We start from the raw sequence: 15,647 nt of genomic DNA, 5'->3' as shown, positions 1-15,647 counted from the left end.
ATCGACGCCACGCCCTACGATCCGCGCTGGTCCGTCGAGGGGCACTTCACCCCGTACGGGGAGAGCCGCACCGTACGCGTCGAGAACGCCGACGGACGTCACCGCGGGCTCGGTCTCGGGGGAGTGCTCGCCTTCACCCTCGACGGACAGGACCTGACCCTCCAGGTGTCGGTCGAGGGCGATGGCTCGCTGTGGGCCGTGTTCGCCGACGCCACCAGCGGGGACACCAGTTTCCGCTTCCGGTTCCTGCGGCCGCCCGCGCCCGACGCCGAGGGGCGCACGACCGTGGACTTCAACCGCGCGCTGCTGCCGCCCTGTGCCTTCGCGGACCACTTCGTCTGCCCCTTCCCGCCGCCGGGCAACACGCTGGGCGTCGCGATCGAGGCGGGAGAGCGGGCCCTGCTGTAGACACGAGCCGTCACAGGGTCGCTGTCAATCCCTGGGAGCCCCAGAGAGGTTAAAGACTGCACGGCCGAAAGGCGCCCTTGCGTCCTTCGGTCAGGCGGCCGAATACTCCCCCACAGCGCTTGTCAGGGGCACGGCGTGTCCGGAATCCGGATGGCACGGCCCCCGGCTGCGACTCACCGGCCCCATCCCCCACGTGGGCCCCCGACTTCCCTTGGAGGGGAACGACAAGTGAGGATCAAGCGCACCAACCCCACGAGCGGCCTCGCGAGACGGACCCGGCTGATCGCCGTGGCCACCGGACTCCTGGCCGCGGCCGCGTTCACGGTCCCCAGCGCGAACGCGAGCAACGCACCGACCTTCAGTGCGAACCAACTCACCAGGGCGAGCGACTCGGTGCTCAAGGCCGATGTCCCGGGCACCGCCTGGGCCGTCGACCCGAAGACCAACCGCGTCGTCGTCACCGTCGACAGCACGGTCTCGAACGCCGAGATCGCGAAGATCAAGCAGGAGGCCGGTGGCAACGCCGGTGCCCTCACGATCAAGCACACCCCGGGCAGGTTCAACAAGCTGATCTCCGGCGGCGACGCCATCTATGCGAGTAGCTGGCGCTGCTCGCTCGGCTTCAACGTGCAGGACAGCAGCGGGAACTACTACTTCCTGACCGCCGGTCACTGCACCGACGGCGCGGGCACCTGGTGGTCGAACTCGTCGCACTCCACCACGCTCGGCACCACGGCCGGCTCCAGCTTCCCCGGCAACGACTACGGCATCGTGCGCTACACCAACAGCTCGGTGACCAAGTCGGGCACCGTGGGCAGCGTGGACATCACGAGCGCGGCCACGCCCTCCGTCGGCACCACCGTCTACCGCCGCGGCTCCACCACCGGCATCCACAGCGGCCGCGTCACCGCGCTCAACGCGACGGTCAACTACGGCAACGGTGACGTCGTCTACGGCCTCATCCAGACCACGGTGTGCGCCGAGCCCGGCGACTCCGGCGGCCCGCTCTACTCCAACAGCGGCGTCGCCTACGGTCTGACCTCCGGTGGCAGCGGCAACTGCACCTCCGGCGGCACGACCTTCTTCCAGCCGGTCACCGAGGCCCTGAGCGCCTACGGCGTCCACGTCTACTGACGCCGAGGACCTCCACGCCGGCACACCCGCACGGCTGACCTGCATCCGGCGGCAGGCGAGCCCCCGCACGCGACCCGCGTGCGGGGGCTCGCCCTTGTCGCGTCCCGGGTCTACCGTCGAGGCAGGCACCAAGCACGCACCTGATGCGCCCACTTCGGACCCTGGGGGCCGGCATGGTCGAGGAGCTGGTGGCGGCGGGGGCGGCGCTCGCGTCCGCCGGGGCCGTCTACGCGCTGGCGGCGGTCCGGGTCGTCAAGCAGTACGAGCGGGGAGTGGTGTTCCGCCTCGGGCGGCTCAGGCCCGAGGTGCGGGGACCCGGGCTGACGCTGGTCGTGCCGCTCGTCGACCGGCTCCGCCGGGTCAACATGCAGATCGTGACGATGCCGGTGCCCGCGCAGGAGGGCATCACCCGGGACAACGTCACGGTCCGGGTGGACGCCGTGGTGTACTTCCGGGTGACCTCCCCGGCCGACGCGATCGTCCGGGTCGAGGACTACCGGTTCGCCGTCTCGCAGATGGCGCAGACCTCGCTCGGGTCCATCATCGGCAAGAGCGAGCTGGACGACCTGCTCTCCAACCGGGAGAGCTCAACCAGGGGCTGGAGTTGATGATCGACAGCCCCGCCGTGGAGTGGGGCGTCACCATCGACCGCGTCGACATCAAGGACGTGTCGCTGCCGGAGACCATGAAACGGTCCATGGCCCGGCAAGCCGAGGCCGACCGCGAGCGGCGGGCCCGCGTCATCAACGCCGATGCGGAGCTCCAGGCGTCGAAGAAGCTGGCGGAGGCGGCACAGCAGATGGCCGAGACGCCCGCCGCGCTGCAACTGCGGCTGCTGCATGACGGTGGTGGCGGTCGCCGCTGAGAAGAACTCGACGCTGGTCCTGCCCTTCCCGGTGGAGCTGCTGCGGTTCCTGGAGCGGGCACAGCAGCCGGTGGCGGCGGTGCCGCAGCAGGCTCCTGCGGCACCGGAGGCGGCCGAGTCATCGATGCAGGACCAACTCCCGCCCGCGGTCACCGGCTTGAACCAAAAGCCCCAAGGGGCGAAATCCAGCCAGGACTAGACCACGCCGCCCGCATGGGGACAACCCTTGTGTGCGCAGGGGGTCGGTCAGGCGTGTCGACGCATACGCCAGCGGTGAGCCGCCGTGTGGCGCCGGGGCTGTCATCGCGCAGGGCTTCCACCAGTGAGCCGTGAGACCTACGATCACCTCTCTCGGATCACTGGGGAGTGATCCGGCAAGGGGGGACGATGGATTTCCTGATCGGCATAGTCCTGATCATGTTCGGCGCACCGCTTGTCGGGATCGTCGGCCGATGGATCGAGGGTGCCGGCCGCGAGGGCCTGGGCAGGACCATCTCCGTCGGCGGGTACCTGGGGGTGCTCGGCGTCGCGGCGTGGCTGATCATCGGGAGTTTCTGAGCCGCGTTCACGCCCTTGAGGGGGTGGGCGTCTCTGTCCCCGTGTGCCCGCGATTCGTAGGCGGTGGCCGTATGTCCGCAAGCTCTTGTGCGGGGGTATTTTGTCCGTGTCTGTATAGGAACGCGCGCCCGAAGGGTTGTCGTACGACAGTTCGAAAATTGGTCTATGGTGGTGCCGAGGGGGATGGGAACGGACGTTCGAGAGTCGTGTGGGTGGCTCACGGGTACGGGAGGTGCGTGTGCCGGGTTTCGCGCATCTGCACACCGCCTCCGGGTTCTCCCTGCGGTACGGCGCCTCGCACCCGGAGCGGCTGGCCGAGCGCGCCGGTGAGCTGGGCATGGACGCCCTCGCGCTCACCGACCGGGACACCCTCGCGGGCACGGTCCGGTTCGCCCGGGCCTGCGCGGTGGCAGGGGTCCGGCCGCTGTTCGGGGCGGAGCTGGCGGTGGCGGAATACGAGCCCGTACGACGCGAGAGGCGCCGTGTCCCGGTGCGCGGTGGTGCCTTCATCGACGAGTCGACACCCCGCGCGGTCTTCCTCGCCCGGGACGGCGCCCGCGGCTGGGCCGACCTGTGCCGCCTCGTCTCCGCCGCCCATACGCACGAGGGCACCCCGCTGCTGCCCTGGGCCGACAACCACGCCGACGGCTTGACCGTCCTGCTCGGCCCCGACTCCGATGTGGGCCGCGCCCTCGCCGCCGGACGACCGGACCGCGCGGCGAAGCTGCTCGCACCCTGGCGTGAGGCCTACGGCGACGCCCTGCGCCTGGAGGCCGTCTGGCACGGCCGCGCCGGCACCGGCCCCGGCTCCCTGCGCCTGGCCGCCCGCACCGTCGGCTTCGCCGCCGAGCAGCGCGTCCGGCCCGTGCTCACCAACGCCGTCCGGTACGCCGACCCCGGCCTCGGCCCGGTCGCCGACGTCCTGGACGCCGCCCGCCGTCTGGTCCCCATCGACCCCACCAAGGAGCTGGACTCCGGCGAGGCCTGGCTCAAGGACGCGGGCGCGATGTTCGAGATCGCCGAGCGGGTGGTGGAGGCGGCAGGCTTCCGCCGCGACACCGCCCACCGCTTGCTGGAGCAGACCCGGGCCACGGCCGCCGAGTGCCTGGTCGACCCCGAGGACGACCTCGGTATCGGCACCGTCCACTTCCCCGAACCGCACCTCGTAGGCGCCGGCCGCCGCACCGCCCAGCGCGCGCTCGCCTCCCGGGCGGCGGCGGGCATGGTGCTGCGCGGCTACGCCGGCCGCCGGGACTACTGGGAGCGGATGCACGAGGAACTGGACATCATCGCCCACCACGGCTTCGCCTCCTACTTCCTCACCGTCGCCCAGGTCGTGGACGACGTGCGGAAGATGGGCATCCGGGTCGCCGCGCGAGGCTCCGGCGCCGGCTCCCTCGTCAACCACCTCCTCGGCATCGCGCACGCCGACCCCGTCGAGCACGGGCTGCTGATGGAGCGCTTCCTGTCCAAGCGGCGCGTCGCCCTGCCCGACATCGACATCGACGTGGAGTCCGCGCGCCGCCTCGAGGTCTACCGGGCGATCATCGGCCGGTTCGGCACCGAGCGGGTCGCCACGGTCGCGATGCCGGAGACGTACCGCGTGCGGCACGCCATCCGCGACGTCGGCGCCGCCCTGTCCATGGACCCGGCCGAGATCGACCGCATCGCCAAGTCCTTTCCGCACATCCGCGCCCGCGACGCCCGCGCGGCGCTGGAGGAACTGCCCGAGCTGAGGCGGCTGGCGGGGGAGAAGGAGAGGTACGGCAGGCTGTGGGAGCTGGTCGAGGCCCTGGACGCCCTCCCGCGCGGGGTCGCCATGCACCCGTGCGGGGTCCTGCTCTCCGACGCCTCCCTCCTGTCCCGTACACCGGTCATGCCGACCAGCGGTGAGGGCTTCCCCATGTCGCAGTTCGACAAGGACGACGTGGAGGAGCTCGGGCTGCTCAAGCTCGACGTCCTCGGGGTGCGGATGCAGTCCGCGATGGCGCACGCGGTCGCGGAGGTGAAGCGGACCCAGGGCAGGCGGATCGACCTGGACTCCCTCGCGCCGGGCGACCCGGCGACGTACCAGCTCATCCGCTCCACCGAGACCCTGGGCTGCTTCCAGATCGAGTCGCCGGGCCAGCGGGACCTGGTCGGGCGGCTCCAGCCGGCCGGCTTCCACGACCTGGTCGTCGACATCTCCCTGTTCCGGCCGGGGCCGGTCGCGGCCGACATGGTGCGGCCGTTCATCGAGGCCCGGCACGGGCGGGCACCCATCCGCTACCCGCACCCGGATCTGGAGGAGCCGCTGAAGGAGACGTACGGCGTCGTCGTCTTCCACGAGCAGATCATCCACATCGTCGACATCATGACCGGCTGCGGGCGGGGCGAGGCGGACCAGGTGCGGCGCGGGCTGTCCGACCCGGAGTCGCAGGGGCGGATCCGGGTGTGGTTCGCGCAGCGGGCGGCGGCGAACGGATACGACGCGGAAACGATCCAGCGGACCTGGGAGATCGTCGAGGCCTTCGGCTCCTACGGCTTCTGCAAGGCGCACGCGGTCGCCTTCGCCGTACCGACGTACCAGTCCGCGTGGCTGAAGGCCCATCACCCGGCCGCCTTCTACGCGGGGCTGCTCACCCACGACCCCGGGATGTACCCGAAGCGGCTGCTGCTGGCGGACGCGCGGCGCCGGGGGGTGCCGATCCTGCCGTTGGACGTGAACAAGTCGGGCGTCGCACATTGTATCGAACTGGTGTCTGAATCACCTGATTCCGGCGGGCGTTGGGGCCTCCGCCTCGCCCTCTCCGACGTGCACGGCATCAGCGAGGCCGAGGCCAGGCGGATCGAGGCCGGGCAGCCGTACGCCTCCCTCCTCGACTTCTGGGAGCGGGCCCGGCCGAGTCGCCCCCTCGCCCAGCGACTCGCGCAGGTCGGCGCGTTGGACGCGTTCGGCGCCAACCGCCGCGATCTGCAACTGCACCTGACCGAGCTGCACCGGGGCTCCCGGGGCGCGGGCGGCGGCCAGCTCCCCCTGGCGGGCGGACGCAGGACCGCCCCGGCCGGGCTGCCCGACCTCACCGCTCAGGAGCGGCTCAGCGCCGAGCTGGGCGTGCTGTCCATGGACGCCTCGCGCAACCTGATGGACGACTACCGCACGTTCCTCGACGAACTGGGCGTGATCTCGGCACGCCGGCTGCGTGACGCCCGGCACGGCGAGACGGTGCTGGTCGCGGGCGCCAAGGCGGCCACCCAGACCCCGCCGATCCGCTCCGGCAAGCGGGTCATCTTCACCACCCTCGACGACGGCACGGGCCTGGTCGACCTCGCCTTCTTCGACGACTCCCACGACACCTGCGCCCACACCGTCTTCCACTCCTGGCTGCTGCTGGTGCGCGGAGTGGTTCAGCGGCGCGGACCACGCAGCCTCAGCGTGGTCGGCTCGGCCGCCTGGAACCTCGCCGAACTGGTCGAACTGCGTGCCGAGGGCGGCCTCGACGTGGTGGCGGAGCGGCTGGCGGAGCCCGCGGCGCACCGGCCGGACGGCGACGGGGACGCGGCGAGGGGCCGGCGCATCCGGATGCCCACGGGGTACGAGATGAACCCCTGGGCCGACATGCGTCCCGCGGGCGAGGGCCCGGCGGGCGGAAGGAAGTTGTGGCATCAGAGTCCGGGGAGTGCGGGATGACCATCCTCTGCGTACGTTTCCAGCTGCCCGAGCTGTACGAGGCGGCCCTGCCGGGGCTGCTCGGGCTCCTCGAGGAGTTCACGCCCGTCGTCGAGGCGCTGCCGCCCGACGCCGCGCTCGCCGACCTCGGGGGAGCGGAGCGGTACTTCGGGCGGGACGCCGTCGAGCTGGCCAGGCTGATCCGGGTACGGGCCCTCGCGCACCACGGGGTCGACTGCGCGATCGGGGCCGGGCCCGGGCCGATGCTGGCCCGTATGGCCCTCGGGGAGGCGGCGCCCGGGGAGATCCGGGTGGTACCCGACGCCCCGGACGCCATCGCGGAGTTCCTGGCCGACCGCCCGGTGCGGGCGCTGCCCGGGGTCGGCGGCGCGACCGCCCGCACCCTGTGCGAGTACGGCCTCGACACCATCGGCAGGCTCGCCGCCGCGCCCCAGTCGACGGTGCAGCGCCTCGTCGGCGCCCGGGCCGGCCGCGAACTGCACGAGAAGGCGCACGGCATCGACCGCGGCCGGGTCGTGCCCAACGCCGTCACCCGCTCCCTCGCCACCGAACGCACCTTCCAGCGCGACGAACTGGACCCGGACCGGCACCGCCGCGCCCTGCTGTCGGCCACCGAGGAGCTGGGCGCCCGGCTGCGCGCCGTGGAGCGGGTGTGCGGCAGGCTCACCCTCACCGTGCGCTACGCCGACCGCTCCGCGACGACCCGCACCCGCACCCTCGCCGAGCCGACCGCGCGCTCCGCGGTGCTCACCGCCGAGGCGTACCGCATGTACGAGGCGCTCGGCCTGCAACGCGCCCGCGTCCGTGCGATCGCCCTGCGCGCCGAGGACCTGAGCTCCGCTGAACACGCGGCCCACCAGCTCACCTTCGACCCGGTGGACGAGAAGGTCCGCCGCATCGAGGAGGTCGCGGACCGCGCGCGGGCGAAGTTCGGGCCCCGGGCGGTGATACGGGGGTCGCTGGCCGCGTAGGCGTCAACTCGCCCACGGGGGCGTGATACGCGTGCCGTCCGCGAGCACCGCCTCAAGACCGATGGAGGTGGTGACCCAGGAGACGGCGACCTCGTCCGTGGGGTTCTCGACACCGAGGGTGGCGCCGGGATTGATGATCACCGTGTCACCCGCGGTGATCCGCTCGGCGTGGCCGTCGAGGGTGATCAGCAGTTCGCCGCTGAGCAGGTGGAAGATCTCCTCCCGGTCGACTGTGTGGAGGGGGGCGCGGGTCCCCGCCGGGATCTCACCGCGCCACGCGCACAGCTCCTTGCTGCCGGTCAGGGGGGTGGCGTACGAGACGAATCGGGCGCCATGCAGTTCGTGGGTGACGGCTTGGGAAGGGCGGACGACGGGCATGGGTGCCTCCTGTGGCCATGGTCAAGCTGCTTGACTAAACACTGCGCCCTCAATGGTCAAGCTGCTTGACCATTCCGTCAAGGGTGTTTCAATGCCCTCGTGCAGAACTCCGAGGCCATGTCCCTGTCCGCAGCCCTGCTCGCCGTCGCGGGTGAGCTGACGCAACGCATTCATGACGGGGTTGTCGCGCGCGGCTTCGAAGGGCTGCGGCCGGCGCACGGGTTCGCCTTCGCGCGGCTCGCTCCGGATGGCGCGACGGTCACCGAGTTGGCCGCCCACCTGGGCGTGACCAAGCAGGCCGCGAGTCAGCTCGTCGAGGAGATCGTGAGCAAGGGGTACGCCGAGCGGCGGCCGCATCCCGGCGACGCGCGGGCGCGGCTGATCGTGCTCACCGACCGCGGGTGGGCCTGTACGCGGGCCGCCGAGGAGGCCGCGGCGGACGCCGTGCGGCCATGGGTGGAGCTGCTCGGGGAGCGTGAAATCCGTTCGTTGCAGCGCCAGTTGCTGCGTATCGCGCCCTATGGGCCGGTCAAACCCGTCTGGTGACGAGTCGCCGCATACGGTCAGGGCATTACCAGGAATCGCTGCCCCGGTCAGCTGTCACTGAAAGTTTTTACTGACGCGTAACTTCACTTGTCTGCTACTCGTTCGTAACTTGACGAGTGAACAGCATCCCGTGATCCGGATCACAGGGCGCAAGGTCATCGCTTCTCCCCCGAGCCGCAAGGAGATCACCCGATGCTGCCCTGGAAACGCCTGCTCAGACCGCTTGCCGCGCTCGCGCTGACCGCCGCGGTCGCCTTCGTCCCCGCCGCCACCGCCGAGGCCGCCGCCCCCAGCACCGGCTGGAACGACTACTCCTGCAAGCCGTCCGCCGCCCACCCCCGCCCGGTCGTCCTCGTCCACGGGACCTTCGCGAACTCGGTCGACAACTGGCTGGCCTTCGCCCCCTACCTGGAGGACCGCGGCTACTGCGTCTTCTCGCTCGACTACGGCCAACTCTCGGGCGTCCCGCTCTTCCACGGCCTCGGCCCCATCGACCGGTCCGCGCAGCAGCTGTCCGTCTTCGTCGACAAGGTGCTCGCCGCGACCGGCGCCGCCGAGGTGGACATCGTCGGCCACTCCCAGGGCGGCATGATGCCCCGCTACTACCTCAAGTTCCTCGGCGGCGCCGCCAAGGTGAACGCCCTCGTCGGCATCGCGCCCGACAACCACGGCACCACCCTGGACGGACTCACCAACCTGCTGCCGTACTTCCCCGGCGCGCAGGACCTTCTCTCCGCGGCCACGCCCGGGCTCGCCGACCAGGTCGCCGGGTCCGCCTTCCTCACCAAGCTCAACGCGGGAGGCGACACCGTGGCCGGTGTCCACTACACGGTCATCGCCACCAAGTACGACGAGGTGGTCACGCCGTACCGCTCCCAGTTCCTGAGCGGATCCGACGTCCACAACGTGCTGTTGCAGGACCTGTGCGGGGTGGACCTCTCGGAGCACGTGATGATCGGGTTGTCCGACCGGATCGCCTTCCATGAGGCGGCCAATGCCCTCGACCCGGCCCACGCCACCGCCACCACCTGCGCGTCGGCGTTCAGCTGAAGCGCCGCCGGGGCCTGTCCGGCCTGAGCCGCCGGACAGGTCCCGGAGTGGGGGGCGAACAGCAAGCTAGCCGCAGGAAGCCGTGAAATCGCCTGTTCAGGGTGGGTGGTGGAGATCCTTATGGTCCCGTTAAGGGGGTGCTGAACCTGCGATCAGGTAAGTACCGTTCGGCCCATGACAGATGCGACGGAAGACGCCGGTACGACCGAGGGGATCAGGCCGGCCCTCGCGGCCGATATGCCGGCCGTACGGGCCGTGACGGATGCCGCGTACCACCACTACATCGCGCGCATCGGAGTGGTGCCCAAGCCCATGGAGGCGGACCACGCGGACGACGTGGCCGCGGGGCGGGTGTTCGTGTCGGGAGAGCCCGTGAACGGCCTTGTGGTGGTGGAGGCGTTCGAGGACCATCTCTTCCTCGACAGCATCGCCGTGCACCCCGGCGCCCAGGGCGGGGGTGTGGGGCGCCGGCTGCTCGCCTTCGTGGACGCACACGCGCGTGCGCTCGGCCTGCCCGAGGTCAGGCTCTATGCGAACGCGCTGATGTGGGAGAACCGGACGATCTACCCGAAGTACGGATACGAGGTCGTGGAGCGCCGTGTCGACGGGCCGTACGACCGTGTCCACTACCGCAAGCGGCTGGACTGAGGTCGTCGACGGCGAAGTCGCCGTTGGATTCGGGGTGGAGCTCCAGCCCGGTGGCCCGCTGGTGGAAGGCAGCCGGCGCCAATGGGTCGGAGCAGTCGAGCGTGATCGCTGTCAGTGTCATGTGCGGGGGCACAGCACCTCCGTGACGGTGGGTACGCCCCGGGTCAGCCGTCCGGCCACCAGACGCGGGCGATGTCCTTGCGGATCTCCGGGCGCTCCGTGGGGCGCTCGTCGGATTCCTCGCGCGTCCGGCGGGAGTCGGTCCTCTTCAGGGGCTTGTGCACGGTCACTCGGCGCATGGCTGCCTCCTTGTGCCTACCGGGTTCCGCGTTCGCGCGGAGGTAGACCCTTTCGGCGAGGGTTCCTCATCGGTCGAGGTATGTCTGTGGCGGCTGTCACGATTCGACTGTCAGTGGCGGCTGTCACCCTGGCGTCATGAACCGCGACATCAACACGGACATGACCAGGAACATGGCCAGGAACAGCGGAGCCCAAACCTCCGCGAGCACCGGACCCGGCGTGGACTGGGACGCCGAGGCCGCCACCTTCGACGCCGAACCGGACCACGGACTGCGCGACCCCGCCGTGCGCGAGGCATGGGCCGCCCGGCTGGGTACGTGGCTGCCGCGGCGGGCCGGCGACGTCCTGGACGTCGGCTGCGGCACCGGCAGCCTGTCCCTGCTCGCCGCCGAACAGGGACACCGGGTGACAGGGGTCGACCTGTCGCCGGCCATGGTCTCGCGTGCCCGCGCCAAGCTCGCCGGCCGCGACGCGGTGTTCCTCGTCGGCGACGCGGCGACGCCGCCGGTCGGTGAACAGCTCTTCGACGCCGTCCTCGTCCGCCATGTGCTGTGGACCCTGCCCGACCCCGGCCGCGTCCTGCGCCACTGGCGGGGACTGCTGCGCCCGGGCGGCCGCCTGGTGCTGGTGGAGGGCGTGTGGGGGACGGTGAGCCCGGTCGGCATACCCGCCGACCGCCTGACCGCTCTCCTCGCGCCCCTCGCCCGGGACATAAGCCTCGAGCGGCTGTCGGACGACGCCCGGCTGTGGGGGAGGGAGGTGGACGACGAGCGGTATGCGGTGGTGGCGGTCGTCTGACGGGCTGGCCCAGCTCGATGCGAACCTCGCGGCCAAGCCCGTCTGCCATTCACGCGCTGCCCGGACACGAGATCGGTGCCCTGTTGACCGAGGACCTCGACCTCTCCCGGCACCCTCGAAGCGCGTCGCGGCCTACTGCGCCACACGCTCTACCTCGACGAACGGCGAGCAGCGGCCAGTGGTGCGGCCTGCCGCTCGCCCCTGGGGGCGGGCGTGGGTCAGGCGTCGAGGCGGCGCCGCGCGAGCCAGGTGACGATCTCGGGGTCGTGGTGGTCGAAGAACAGGGAGCTGCCGGTGTCGAGGGTGGCGATCTGGGCCATCTGCTCGTCGGTGAGCCGGAAGTCGAACACGTCGATGTTCTCCGCCATGCGCTCGGCGCGTACCGACTTGGGGATGGCGACGACGCCGCGCTGGGTCAGCCAGCGCAGCACGACCTGCGCGACCGACTTGCCGTACTCCTTGCCGATCTCGGCGAGCAGCGGGTTGGTGAACAGGTCGTTCTTGCCTTCGGCGAAGCCGCCCCAGGACTGAATCTGCACCCCGTGCTCGCGCATCAGGTCCTGGTAGTCGGCGCGCTGGAAGAACGGGTGCGTCTCGATCTGGTTGACCGCCGGGGTGATCTCGTTGTTGACGATCAGGTCGATCAGCCGGTCGGGATAGAAGTTGGCGACACCGATAGCCCTGGCCGCCCCCTCGCGGTTGAGTGCCTCCATGCCGCGCCATTGGCCGTAGACGTCGCCGTACGGCTGGTGCATCAGGTACAGGTCGAGGTAGTCCAGACCCAGCTTGGTCAGCGACGTCTCGAACGCGCGCTTCGTGTTCTCCTCGGCGGGGGCGTCCTGCACCCACAGCTTGGTGGTGACGAACAGGTCCTCGCGGGCGATGCCACTGCTCTTGATGGCGCGGCCGACGGCTTCTTCGTTGCCGTAGGCGGCGGCGGTGTCCAGCAGGCGGTAGCCGGCGGCCAGTGCCTCGGAGACGGCGCGTTCGGTGTCCTCGGCGGGGATCTGGTAGACGCCGAAGCCGAGGAGCGGCATCTCGACGCCGTTGTTGAGGGTGACGGTCTGCATGAGCGGAATGTCCTTCGCTGTGCGGGCGTAAGTGGGAGTCAGGGGCGGATGAGGGCCTTGAGGACCTGGCGGTCGGCCATGGCCCGGTAGGCGTCCGGTGTCCGGTCGAGGGTGAAGGTTTGGTCGAAGACGCGGCCGGGGGCGATGGTGCCGTCCAGGACGTCGGGCAGGAGCCGTTCGATGTAGGCGCGGGCGGGGCTGGCGCCGCCGGTCAGGGTGATGTTGCGCATGAACTCGGCCGGGCCGATCGGCCCCTGCTCGTACTGGGGTACGCCCAGGCGGCTGATGGTGCCGCCGTCCCGGACCGCGCCGAGCGCGGTGTCGAGGGCCTGGCGGGTGCCGACGGCCTCGATCACCTTGTCCACGCCGCCGGTCAGCTCGCGGATACGGGCGATGCCCTCCTCGCCGCGCTCGGCGACCACGTCGGTAGCACCGAATTCCCGGCCCAGGCCGGTGCGCGCTTCGTGGCGGCCGGCGAGCACGATCCGTCCGGCGCCGAGCCGCTTCGCGGCGAGCACTGCGCATAGGCCGACCGCGCCATCGCCGACGACGAGCACCGCGTCACCGCGGCCGACGCCGGCGGTGATGGCGCCGTGGTGGCCGGTGGTCATCACGTCCGACAGCGCCAGCAGCGATGGCAGCAGCGCGGAGTCGGCGGCCACCGGCAGCTTGACCAGGGTGCCGTCGGCGTACGGGACGCGGACGGCTTCGCCCTGCCCGCCGTCGACGCCGTCGAAGCCGTACCGGCCGCCATTGCGGCACGAGATGTGCAGGCCCTTGGCGCAGTAGTCGCAGGTGTTGTCGCTGTAGGTGAACGGGGCGACGACCAGATCGCCCGCCTTCAGGCCGGTCACGTCCGCGCCGGTCTCCTCGACGACGCCGAGGAACTCATGACCCATGGGGCGGCCGGTATCGGTGGCAGGCATCGACTGATACGGCCACAGGTCGCTGCCGCACACGCACACGGCCAGCGTGCGCACCACCGCGTCGGTCGGCTGAACGATCTTCGGGTCGGGCCGGTCCTCGACGCGAACGTCACCGGCTCCGTACATCACTGCTGCACGCATGAAAGGTGTTACTCCAATCGAGGGCGGGGGGTGGCGCGGCGTGCCGGGGGCGGGATCAGCGTTCGAGCATCTGCGCCTGGGCCTCGGTGTGGGTGTCGCCGGCGGCGGGCGGCAGGCTGCTGAGCTTGTGGAGTTGCTCGCTGGTCAGCGTGACCGCGTCGGCGGCGGTGTTCTCCTCGACCCGGCTGACGCGCTTGGTACCGGGGATCGGGGCGACGTCGTCGCCCTGGGCGAGCAGCCAGGCCAGCGCCACCTGCGCCGGAGTCGCGCCGACCTCGGTGGCCAGGGCCTTGACCTCGTCGGCGAGCGCCAGGTTGCGCTGGAAGTTCTCGCCGGTGAAGCGGGGGTTGTCGCGCCGGAAGTCGTCCTCGTCGAACTGGTCGGTGGAGCGGACGGTGCCGGTGAGGAAGCCGCGTCCGAGAGGGGAGAAGGGCACGAGGCCGATGTTCAGCTCCCGCAGAAGGGGCAGGACGCGCTCCTCGATACCGCGGGTCCACAGGGAGTACTCCGACTGCACCGCGGTGACCGGCTGGACTGCGTGGGCGCGGCGGATCGTGTCCGGGCCTGCCTCCGAGAGCCCGAAGGCGCGCACCTTGCCCTCGGCTATCAGCTCCTTGACGGCGCCGGCGGTCTCCTCGATCGGCGTGTTCGGATCCACCCGGTGCTGGTAGTACAGGTCGATGTGGTCGGTGCCCAGCCGCTTCAAGGAGCCCTCGACCGAGGTCCGGATGTTGGCCGGGCTGGAGTCCAGGTTCCACGCGCCGTCGCCGCCGTGCGAGACCAGGCCGAACTTGGTGGCCAGCACCACCTGGTCCCGGCGCCCCTTCAGCGCCCGGCCCAGCAGTTCCTCGTTGGTGTAGGGCCCGTAGATCTCGGCGGTGTCGATGAGCGTGACGCCCAGCTCCAGCGCCCGGTGCACGGTCCTGATCGACTCAGCGTCGTCGGTGCCTGAGCCGGTATAGCCGTGGGACATGCCCATGGCGCCCAGCCCGATCCGGGAAACCTCCAGGTCACGCAGCTTGATGTACCGCATCTCGCCTTCTCCGGTTGGTGGCGTTACCCGACCCTCACGCTCGCCCGGCCCGGCAGGTCGTGCCGGTTGGAGCCCGGGCGACGGCGAGGGGGCCGGCGTCTTCCTCATTCACCTTCGCCCGGATTGCTCCGGTGTGGCAGGGCGGGTTCTTCAGGGGTAATGACAGGGCCCCCCTCCCGTCTGCGGGGCGGGTGCCCTTCGGGCGAGACTGGAGTCATGGCATCCGAGAGCGCGCACAGCGAAGGTGCCGAGCTGGGCCGCTACCTGCGCGCCCGCCGCACCCAGACCAGCCCCGAACACGTCGGCCTCACCGTCGGCGCCGGCATCCGCCGTACCCCCGGTCTGCGCCGCGAGGAGCTGGCCACCCTCGCCGGGATCAGCATCGACTACTACGTGCGTCTGGAGCGCGGCAAGGAGACCCGCCCCAGCCCTGCCGTCCTCGACTCCCTCGCCCGCGCCCTGCACATGGATGGCCAGGAACACCAGCACCTGCGCGAGCTCGCCGCCCGTGCGGCCCGCTACGCGCCCGAACCGCCCCCGGCGCCAAGCCGCACCGTGCGCCCCCACCTGAAGCTGCTGCTGGAGTCGCTGCGGCCGAACCCCGCCTACGTGATCAGCCGCAGCATGGACATGCTGGCCTGGAACCCCGGCGGCCTCGCGCTGTACGCGGGCTTGGAGGATTGGCCGGCCAAGCACCGCAACCTCGCCCGCTACCTCTTCCTCCACCCGGCCGCGCGTGATCTGTTCCCGGACTGGGACCGCCAGATCACCGGCTGCGTCGCCCGGCTGCGCGCCGTCGCCGGCACCGCCCCCGACGCTCCCGACCTGACCAACCTGGTCGGTGAGCTCCTCCTCAAGAGCCCCGACTTCGCCCGGCTGTGGGAGCGCTACGACGTCACCGGCCGCAAGCCCGCGCAGAAGACCTTCCACCACCCCCGCGTCGGCACGGTCACGCTCACCTCCCAGTCCATGCAGCTGGAAGGTACCCCCGGCCAGCGCATCGGCGTCTACACCGCCGAACCCGGCACCCCCGACCACGACGCCCTGCTCCTGCTCGACATGACCGCTCCCCAAGCTGAACAGCGCTCGGCGCGGTCGGACGCGGAACAGCACCGCCAGCAGCCGTAAGCGAAGCACCCGGCTCGATCAGC

The 15,647-nt window shown here is 71.1% G+C and carries 15 protein-coding genes and 2 pseudogenes; 11 read left to right on the top strand and 6 right to left on the bottom strand.

The genetic code is table 11. The features are described 5' to 3' along the window. The 6 genes and pseudogenes from AB0N14_RS12695 to AB0N14_RS12670 form a co-directional block, all read left to right on the top strand. Positions 1-408, top strand: a 408-nt coding sequence (locus AB0N14_RS12695; RefSeq protein ID WP_366025643.1) for a DUF1684 domain-containing protein, incomplete at its 5' end; no start/stop codon positions are given. 228 nt (positions 409-636) lie between these two features. Then, on the top strand, positions 637-1,542 hold the full coding sequence (locus AB0N14_RS12690) for a S1 family peptidase (protein WP_366025642.1): 906 nt from the start codon (positions 637-639) through the stop codon (positions 1,540-1,542). A 173-nt stretch (positions 1,543-1,715) separates the two neighbouring features. Next, a pseudogene (locus tag AB0N14_RS12685) lies at positions 1,716-2,606 on the top strand (slipin family protein). A gap of 188 nt (positions 2,607-2,794) precedes the next feature. Next, positions 2,795-2,965 carry a hypothetical protein gene (locus tag AB0N14_RS12680; protein WP_366025641.1) on the top strand — a complete coding sequence of 57 codons (171 nt, stop codon included), beginning with the start codon at positions 2,795-2,797 and terminating at the stop codon, positions 2,963-2,965. 238 nt (positions 2,966-3,203) lie between these two features. Next, entirely contained in the window at positions 3,204-6,635 is a 3,432-nt protein-coding gene (locus tag AB0N14_RS12675) for a DNA polymerase III subunit alpha (RefSeq protein ID WP_366025640.1), read from the top strand. Beyond that, positions 6,632-7,606 (top strand): hypothetical protein, encoded by a 975-nt coding sequence (locus tag AB0N14_RS12670; protein ID WP_366025639.1) that lies wholly within the window; start codon positions 6,632-6,634, stop codon positions 7,604-7,606. The genes AB0N14_RS12675 and AB0N14_RS12670 overlap by 4 nt, the downstream gene beginning before the upstream one ends. 3 nt (positions 7,607-7,609) lie before the next feature. On the opposite strand, the gene AB0N14_RS12665 is transcribed toward AB0N14_RS12670, so the two are convergent. Further along, positions 7,610-7,984 carry a cupin domain-containing protein gene (locus AB0N14_RS12665; RefSeq protein WP_366025638.1) on the bottom strand — a complete coding sequence of 125 codons (375 nt, stop codon included), beginning with the start codon at positions 7,982-7,984 and terminating at the stop codon, positions 7,610-7,612. A 99-nt stretch (positions 7,985-8,083) separates the two neighbouring features. Here AB0N14_RS12665 and AB0N14_RS12660 point away from each other — a divergent pair, with 99 nt between their 5' ends. From AB0N14_RS12660 to AB0N14_RS12650, 3 genes are all read left to right on the top strand, one after another. After that, positions 8,084-8,530 (top strand): MarR family winged helix-turn-helix transcriptional regulator, encoded by a 447-nt coding sequence (locus tag AB0N14_RS12660; protein WP_366025637.1) that lies wholly within the window; start codon positions 8,084-8,086, stop codon positions 8,528-8,530. A gap of 192 nt (positions 8,531-8,722) precedes the next feature. Beyond that, on the top strand, positions 8,723-9,580 hold the full coding sequence (locus AB0N14_RS12655; protein ID WP_366025636.1) for an alpha/beta fold hydrolase: 858 nt from the start codon (positions 8,723-8,725) through the stop codon (positions 9,578-9,580). 174 nt (positions 9,581-9,754) lie between these two features. After that, the gene (locus tag AB0N14_RS12650; protein WP_366025635.1) at positions 9,755-10,228 is read left to right on the top strand and encodes a GNAT family N-acetyltransferase; all 474 of its coding nucleotides are present in this window, start codon (positions 9,755-9,757) and stop codon (positions 10,226-10,228) included. Between the two features lie 10 nt (positions 10,229-10,238). On the opposite strand, the pseudogene AB0N14_RS12645 reads toward AB0N14_RS12650, so the two are convergent. Next, a pseudogene (locus tag AB0N14_RS12645) lies at positions 10,239-10,349 on the bottom strand (VOC family protein); the annotation flags it as partial. Between the two features lie 43 nt (positions 10,350-10,392). Further along, positions 10,393-10,527, bottom strand: coding sequence for a hypothetical protein (locus tag AB0N14_RS12640; RefSeq protein ID WP_366025634.1), 135 nt, complete (start codon positions 10,525-10,527; stop codon positions 10,393-10,395). Positions 10,528-10,699: 172 nt separating this feature from the next. Here AB0N14_RS12640 and AB0N14_RS12635 point away from each other — a divergent pair, with 172 nt between their 5' ends. Then, the gene (locus tag AB0N14_RS12635; RefSeq protein ID WP_366025663.1) at positions 10,700-11,326 is read left to right on the top strand and encodes a class I SAM-dependent methyltransferase; all 627 of its coding nucleotides are present in this window, start codon (positions 10,700-10,702) and stop codon (positions 11,324-11,326) included. A 218-nt stretch (positions 11,327-11,544) separates the two neighbouring features. Here AB0N14_RS12635 and AB0N14_RS12630 read toward each other — a convergent pair whose 3' ends face one another. The 3 genes from AB0N14_RS12630 to AB0N14_RS12620 are packed head-to-tail and all read right to left on the bottom strand — an operon-like array spanning position 11,545 to position 14,496. After that, entirely contained in the window at positions 11,545-12,396 is an 852-nt protein-coding gene (locus tag AB0N14_RS12630; RefSeq protein ID WP_366025633.1) for an aldo/keto reductase, read from the bottom strand. A gap of 38 nt (positions 12,397-12,434) precedes the next feature. Then, on the bottom strand, positions 12,435-13,463 hold the full coding sequence (locus tag AB0N14_RS12625) for an alcohol dehydrogenase catalytic domain-containing protein (RefSeq protein WP_366025632.1): 1,029 nt from the start codon (positions 13,461-13,463) through the stop codon (positions 12,435-12,437). 55 nt (positions 13,464-13,518) lie between these two features. Further along, entirely contained in the window at positions 13,519-14,496 is a 978-nt protein-coding gene (locus AB0N14_RS12620) for an aldo/keto reductase (protein ID WP_366025631.1), read from the bottom strand. A gap of 216 nt (positions 14,497-14,712) precedes the next feature. Here AB0N14_RS12620 and AB0N14_RS12615 point away from each other — a divergent pair, with 216 nt between their 5' ends. After that, entirely contained in the window at positions 14,713-15,624 is a 912-nt protein-coding gene (locus AB0N14_RS12615) for a helix-turn-helix transcriptional regulator (protein ID WP_366025630.1), read from the top strand. Positions 15,625-15,647 lie beyond the last annotated feature (23 nt).

The organism is Streptomyces sp. NPDC051104, from assembly GCF_040682835.1.
In the GTDB taxonomy this organism is placed as follows: Bacteria; Actinomycetota; Actinomycetes; order Streptomycetales; family Streptomycetaceae; genus Streptomyces; species Streptomyces cynarae.
Note: the sequence above shows the minus strand (reverse complement) of the source record. Positions and strands in the feature narration are given on the sequence as shown.